The sequence below is a fragment of the uncultured Granulicatella sp. genome (genome assembly GCF_938030755.1).
Classification (GTDB): domain Bacteria; phylum Bacillota; class Bacilli; order Lactobacillales; family Aerococcaceae; genus Granulicatella.
Genome location: NZ_CALHIF010000028.1, coordinates 1 through 5296, shown reverse-complemented (window position 1 = coordinate 5296; position 5296 = coordinate 1). Strand labels below are relative to the sequence as shown.

5 protein-coding genes, 1 pseudogene and 1 other annotated feature are annotated in these 5296 nt (G+C 36.6%); all 6 genes and pseudogenes read left to right on the top strand.

The genetic code is table 11. The annotated features are described in order from the left end of the window. Positions 1–316: pseudogene (gene pgi / locus Q0594_RS03165) on the top strand (glucose-6-phosphate isomerase); the annotation flags it as partial. Between the two features lie 131 nt (positions 317–447). Continuing rightward, a complete protein-coding gene (gene coaE / locus Q0594_RS03160; protein ID WP_298729558.1) occupies positions 448–1047 on the top strand; it encodes a dephospho-CoA kinase in 600 nt (199 codons plus the stop codon). 41 nt (positions 1048–1088) lie between these two features. Beyond that, positions 1089–1556 carry a transcriptional regulator NrdR gene (gene nrdR, locus Q0594_RS03155; protein ID WP_005606839.1) on the top strand — a complete coding sequence of 156 codons (468 nt, stop codon included), beginning with the start codon at positions 1089–1091 and terminating at the stop codon, positions 1554–1556. A 17-nt stretch (positions 1557–1573) separates the two neighbouring features. After that, positions 1574–2998 (top strand): DnaD domain protein, encoded by a 1425-nt coding sequence (locus Q0594_RS03150; RefSeq protein ID WP_298729557.1) that lies wholly within the window; start codon positions 1574–1576, stop codon positions 2996–2998. A 14-nt stretch (positions 2999–3012) separates the two neighbouring features. Beyond that, a complete protein-coding gene (gene dnaI, locus Q0594_RS03145) occupies positions 3013–3936 on the top strand; it encodes a primosomal protein DnaI (RefSeq protein WP_298729556.1) in 924 nt (307 codons plus the stop codon). Positions 3937–3992: 56 nt separating this feature from the next. Next, positions 3993–4206: a binding site (T-box leader), on the top strand. 72 nt (positions 4207–4278) lie between these two features. Further along, the coding region (locus Q0594_RS03140) for a TGS domain-containing protein (RefSeq protein ID WP_298729559.1) at positions 4279–5296 on the top strand (1018 nt) is incomplete at its 3' end.

Below are 5296 nucleotides of genomic sequence, written 5' to 3'. Positions count from 1 at the left end.
AGAAGACTTAGATGGTTTAGGATACTTACAAGGAAAAACAATGGACTTTGTCAATACAAAAGCTTTCCAAGGAACATTACTAGCGCATACAGACGGTCAAGTTCCAAACTTTGTAGTCAACATTCCTGATATGTCAGCATACACATTAGGTCACTTAATCTACTTCTTCGAAATCGCGGTTGGAATTTCCGGTTACTTAAATGGTGTAAATCCATTTGACCAACCAGGGGTAGAAGCATACAAGAAAAATATGTTTGCTTTACTTGGAAAACCAGGATTCGAAGACTTAGCAAAAGAATTAAACGAACGCTTATAATAAGCATACCGCATTCTCAAGTTGGGGATGCGGTGTTTTTGTATCTTTTTGGATTATGGATGTGAAAAGAACTTGCTACAATGGGCATTTTGAACTAACATAGGTTTTACAAGAACTATTGGAGGAAAAAGATGAGAGTAATCGGATTAACAGGTGGGATTGCTAGTGGAAAATCAACCGTTTCGAATATATTTAAAAAAGTTGGCGTTCCGATTATCGATGCAGATGTCATCGCAAGAAAAGTTGTTGAAAAAGATTCAGTAGGGCTGAAGTCTCTGACAAAACGATTCGGGAACTCTATTTTATTGGATGATGGTTCATTAGACAGAGCGCAATTAGGCATAAAAATGTTCAGTGACGCTTCCGTTTTAAAGGAGGTCAACGATTTACTTCAACCTCTGATTAGAACGGAAATTGAACTTCAAATACAAGAGGCAAAAAAACAAAACAATCCACTTCTTATTCTAGATATCCCGCTGTTATTTGAGATGCATTATGAGGCTCTCTGTGATGAAATAATCGTAGTGGCAGTTTCAGTGGAAACTCAGATTCAACGCCTAAAAAATCGCAATGGATTATCTAAAGAGGAGGCTCTAAAGAGAATAGAATCTCAAATGTCTTTAGAAGAAAAAGTCAAAAAGGCGGATATCGTTTGGACTAATGAAGGGTCTATTGAAGAATTAGAAGCCAGGGTTCATCAGTGGCTACTCGAAAATTTCCAACAAAAATGATATAATTAATCGAATAAGCACAATAAGGAGAGGTGTTTTTAATGCAATGTCCAAAATGTAAAAATAATGGTTCTCGTGTAGTAGATAGTCGTCCGGCAGATGATGGACGTTCGATTCGTAGAAGAAGAGAGTGTGAAGAATGTGGCTACCGCTTTACGACTTTTGAACGTTTAGAAAAAGCACCATTACTCGTTATCAAAAGAAATGGCAATCGTGAAGAATTTAGTCGTGAAAAATTATTAAATGGCTTAGTTCGTTCAGCTGAAAAACGTCCTGTTTCATTGGGACAGTTAGAAACTATTGTCAATGAAATTGAACGTTCGATTAACCAAGAAGGGGAAAATGAAGTATCAAGCACTTTAATTGGGGAAATGGTTATGGATCATTTATCTAAAATTGACGATATTGCTTATATTCGTTTTGCCAGTGTGTATCGTCAGTTTACAGACCGAAAAATGTTCTTAAAAGAATTAGAACGTATGTCTTTTGAAATGGACAATAAAGATTAAAGAAAGGAATTGAAGGAATGCAGTCAAAAGAATTTCCGTGGTCCAAATATAAACCAATGGACGGAATTTTAGTCATTCAACCCGTTTGGATTACTGAAAGAGAAATACAATTTTTAATGCAATTATATGCTCCGTTTATTGGGAAAGAAGCCACACTTTTGTATGCTACTTTATACGGTGAATTATCTCCATCTGCGTATCAGAGTGAGGTATTTTCAATTTCTGAATTACTGTCCATGACAAATTTAGGAATGCCAGATTTTCATTTAGCAAAATCTAGACTAGAAGGCATTGGGCTTTTGAAGACATATCATAAGGAACCTACTGCTTCTCGTCCTCAAACCTATACGATGGAATTGCTAGCGCCAACTTCTCCAAGACTCTTTTTTAAAGATGCACTTCTGTCCACTTTACTATTGAATCAAGTGGGAAATCATCGGTTTGAAAAATTGAAGCAGAGATTTTTAGCTGCTAACGTCGGGAATTTAGGGGACTTAAATAGCGCTCAATTTGAAGAAGTGTACAGACTTCCGTATAATATGGAGTCTTATACCAGAAATCTCTCACAAGAAAAAAGAATGGTGATGGATGGAAAACAACAAGCGCCAATGGAATTTTCATCTGAAGTCGATTGGGACTTGATTGAAGGACTGTTGAAGACGGAATTTGTAGATTTGGATTCTTTAACAAAGGAAGTCAAAAGAATCGTTGATGTATTGTATAAAGCGTATGGCTTTTCTGAATCAGAAATCGCTCAATTCTTAGTGATTGCATCAGATTTATCGACTAAAGTTATTGATGAAGAATTCTTACTGAAATTAGGTCAAGAAGCCGCTCAAAATAAAGTGAACCTAATGAGAGAGAAGAAAAATCATTCTGTCACAGAAGAAATGAAAGAAAAATCTGAAACGTCTGAGGAAGTCTCTTCGGTAGAAGATGATGCAATCGGGATGTTAATTCAAGCTTCAAAAGAATTAGCCCCCATTGATTTTGTCTCCAGTATAAAGACGCAGAAAAAAGGGTATGTTTCTAAAGCGGAGAGACAATTAATTTTTGATTTAGTCTCCGTGAGTGGTCTTCCTAATGAAGTGCTCAATATTTTATTCCACTATGCGCTAGTCCAGTTGGATCATGCGACACTTGCAAGGAACTTTGTAGATGCGATTGCTAACGACTGGGCAACCAAAGGGATTCAAAGCGCTAAAGAGGCGATAGATGCTGTAAGGAACCGTGATTTACAAAGAGAGGTTAAGCGGAAACAGCAATTGCATAATGCGGGTAAGTATAAAAATAATCGAAAACAAGGATATAAAGAACCAGTCCCAGACTGGGTAAATAACCAAAAAATGAATCAAGAAACAGAACTTCCCCCTGAGAAAAAACAAGAGTTATTAGAACGGATTTCCAAATTAAACACAAATAATATAAGAGAACAACAATAATGGAGGTGACCACAATGGAAGGTTTTAAAGGATTATTAAATCAAAGAGAGGCGGATCAAAAGATTCCAAATTTAAAAGCTATCGAAGAACAAATATACTCTGATGAAGAAGTAAAATCGTTTTTAGAACGTCATAAAAGTGAATTAGATCCGCAAGCCGTTCGTAAAGGAACCTCTGCGTTATTAGAGTTCATTATGGAAAGAGACGCCAGAAAAAATCAACAAGCCGTAAAAGCTCCAGGGTTAGAACCATCGCTTGAAGTACACAATGGCTTTATATTGGTAACATATAGTAGGACTGAAGAAGCGATTCGGGAAGAAAGAGAACGTAAACGTAGACGATTGATTCACTCGATTAATATGCCTAAAAACATTGCAGAAGCTAGCTTTTCAAATCTTTCGATGACTGCTGAACGTCAAGATGTGATTCAAGAATTGATAAACTTCATAGAAAAATATACACCGGATAAGAATGAGTATCATAAAGGTCTTTATTTATCGGGACCTTTTGGAGTAGGAAAGACCTATATGATGGGGGCTCTAGCTAATCAAATCTCTCAAAAAGGTGTAGAAATAACATTAGTAAATGTTCCTACTTTTAGTTTTGAAATGAAACAAGCTATTTCAACAAACAAAGTTGAAGAAAAATTGTTAAAGATTAAAGAAACACCAATTTTGGTTTTAGATGATATTGGTGCGGAAATGAAAAGTGCATGGTTTAGAGATGAAGTACTAATGGTTATTCTCCAATACCGTATGCTTCAGGAATTGCCAACATTTTTTACTTCTAATTTTGATTTTAATGAATTAGAAGAGCATTTTTCAGTTTCTGGACAAAATAATGAAGAAACATTAAAAGCAAAACGTCTCATTGAGCGAATTCGTTTCTTAGCAAAAGAGTATTTTGTAGATGGTATTAATCACAGAAATCCATCTTAACTAAAATGCTTGAAAATAAAATAGATTAGTGGTTAAATACTAATGAACTAAATATTTTGAAAATGATGAAAAAGACAAGAAACTATCTCTTGGTTACATTTTAGAGAAAAGTGGGTTGGTGCAACACTTTATCCGGAATAGTTTTACCACTTTTGAATCCTTACTTGAAATGAGTAGAGTAAGGCGTATCGGAGCGTTAGTCCGTTTAAGGTTTGTCAATGAGAGACAAATGAATTTGGGTGGAACCACGTAGAGAATGACGTCCCATAGTTTGCAGTAGCAGACTATGGGATTTTTTGTTTGGTTTAAAATTTTCAAAAGGAAAGAAGGAAGAAAATGTCAATGATTAAAATTACTTTTCCAGATGGTGCCGTTAAAGAGTTTCCAAAAGGAATCACAGTAAAAGAAGTTGCAGAAAGCATTAGCAAGAGCCTAGCGAAAAAAGCATTAGCAGGTAAAGTGAACGGGGAATTAGTGGATTTCGATCGCGCTATCGAAGAAGATGCTTCTATCGAAATCGTTACACCAGACCACGAAGATGCATTAGGAATCTTACGTCATTCAACAGCACACTTATTAGCACATGCGTTAACACGTTTATACCCAGGAATTCACTTCGGGGTAGGGCCAGCAATTGAAACAGGATTCTACTACGATACGGATATGCCAAATCAATTAACAGAAGATGCTCTTCCAGAAGTAGAAGCAGAAATGATGAAAATCGTTAAAGAAAACTACCCAATCGTTCGTCGCGAAGTTAGCCGCAAGGAAGCACTAGAAATTTTTGCAAACGACCCTTATAAAGTGGAATTGATTAACGGTTTACCTGAAGATGAAACAATCACTGTTTACCAACAAGAAGACTTCGTAGACTTATGTCGTGGTATCCACGTTCCTTCAACAGGACGTATCCAAGTCTTCAAATTATTATCACTTGCTGGAGCTTACTGGAGAGGGAACTCTGACAATAAGATGATGCAACGTGTATACGGAACTGCATTCTTCGATAAAGCAGACTTAAAAGAATTCTTGAAGATGCGTGAAGAAGCAAAAGAACGTGACCACCGTAAATTAGGAAAAGAATTAGACTTATTCATGATTAGCCAAGAAGTAGGTTCAGGATTACCATTCTGGTTACCAAAAGGAGCTACAATCCGTCGTACAATCGAACGTTACATCGTGGATAAAGAAATTAGCCTTGGATACCAACACGTGTACACTCCGGTTATGGCTGATGTAGGTCTTTACAAAACATCAGGGCACTGGGCTCACTATCAAGAAGATATGTTCCCACCAATGGATATGGGCGATGGCGAATTATTAGTATTGCGTCCAATGAACTGTCCTCACCACATGATGG

Excerpts from the sequence above, each read along its gene's own strand:
- coaE (WP_298729558.1), top strand. The coding sequence starts at position 448 with ATGAGAGTAATCGGATTAACAGGTGGGATTGCTAGTGGAAAATCAACC.
- nrdR (WP_005606839.1), top strand. The coding sequence starts at position 1,089 with ATGCAATGTCCAAAATGTAAAAATAATGGTTCTCGTGTAGTAGATAGT.
- Q0594_RS03150 (WP_298729557.1), top strand. The coding sequence starts at position 1,574 with ATGCAGTCAAAAGAATTTCCGTGGTCCAAATATAAACCAATGGACGGA.
- dnaI (WP_298729556.1), top strand. The coding sequence starts at position 3,013 with ATGGAAGGTTTTAAAGGATTATTAAATCAAAGAGAGGCGGATCAAAAG.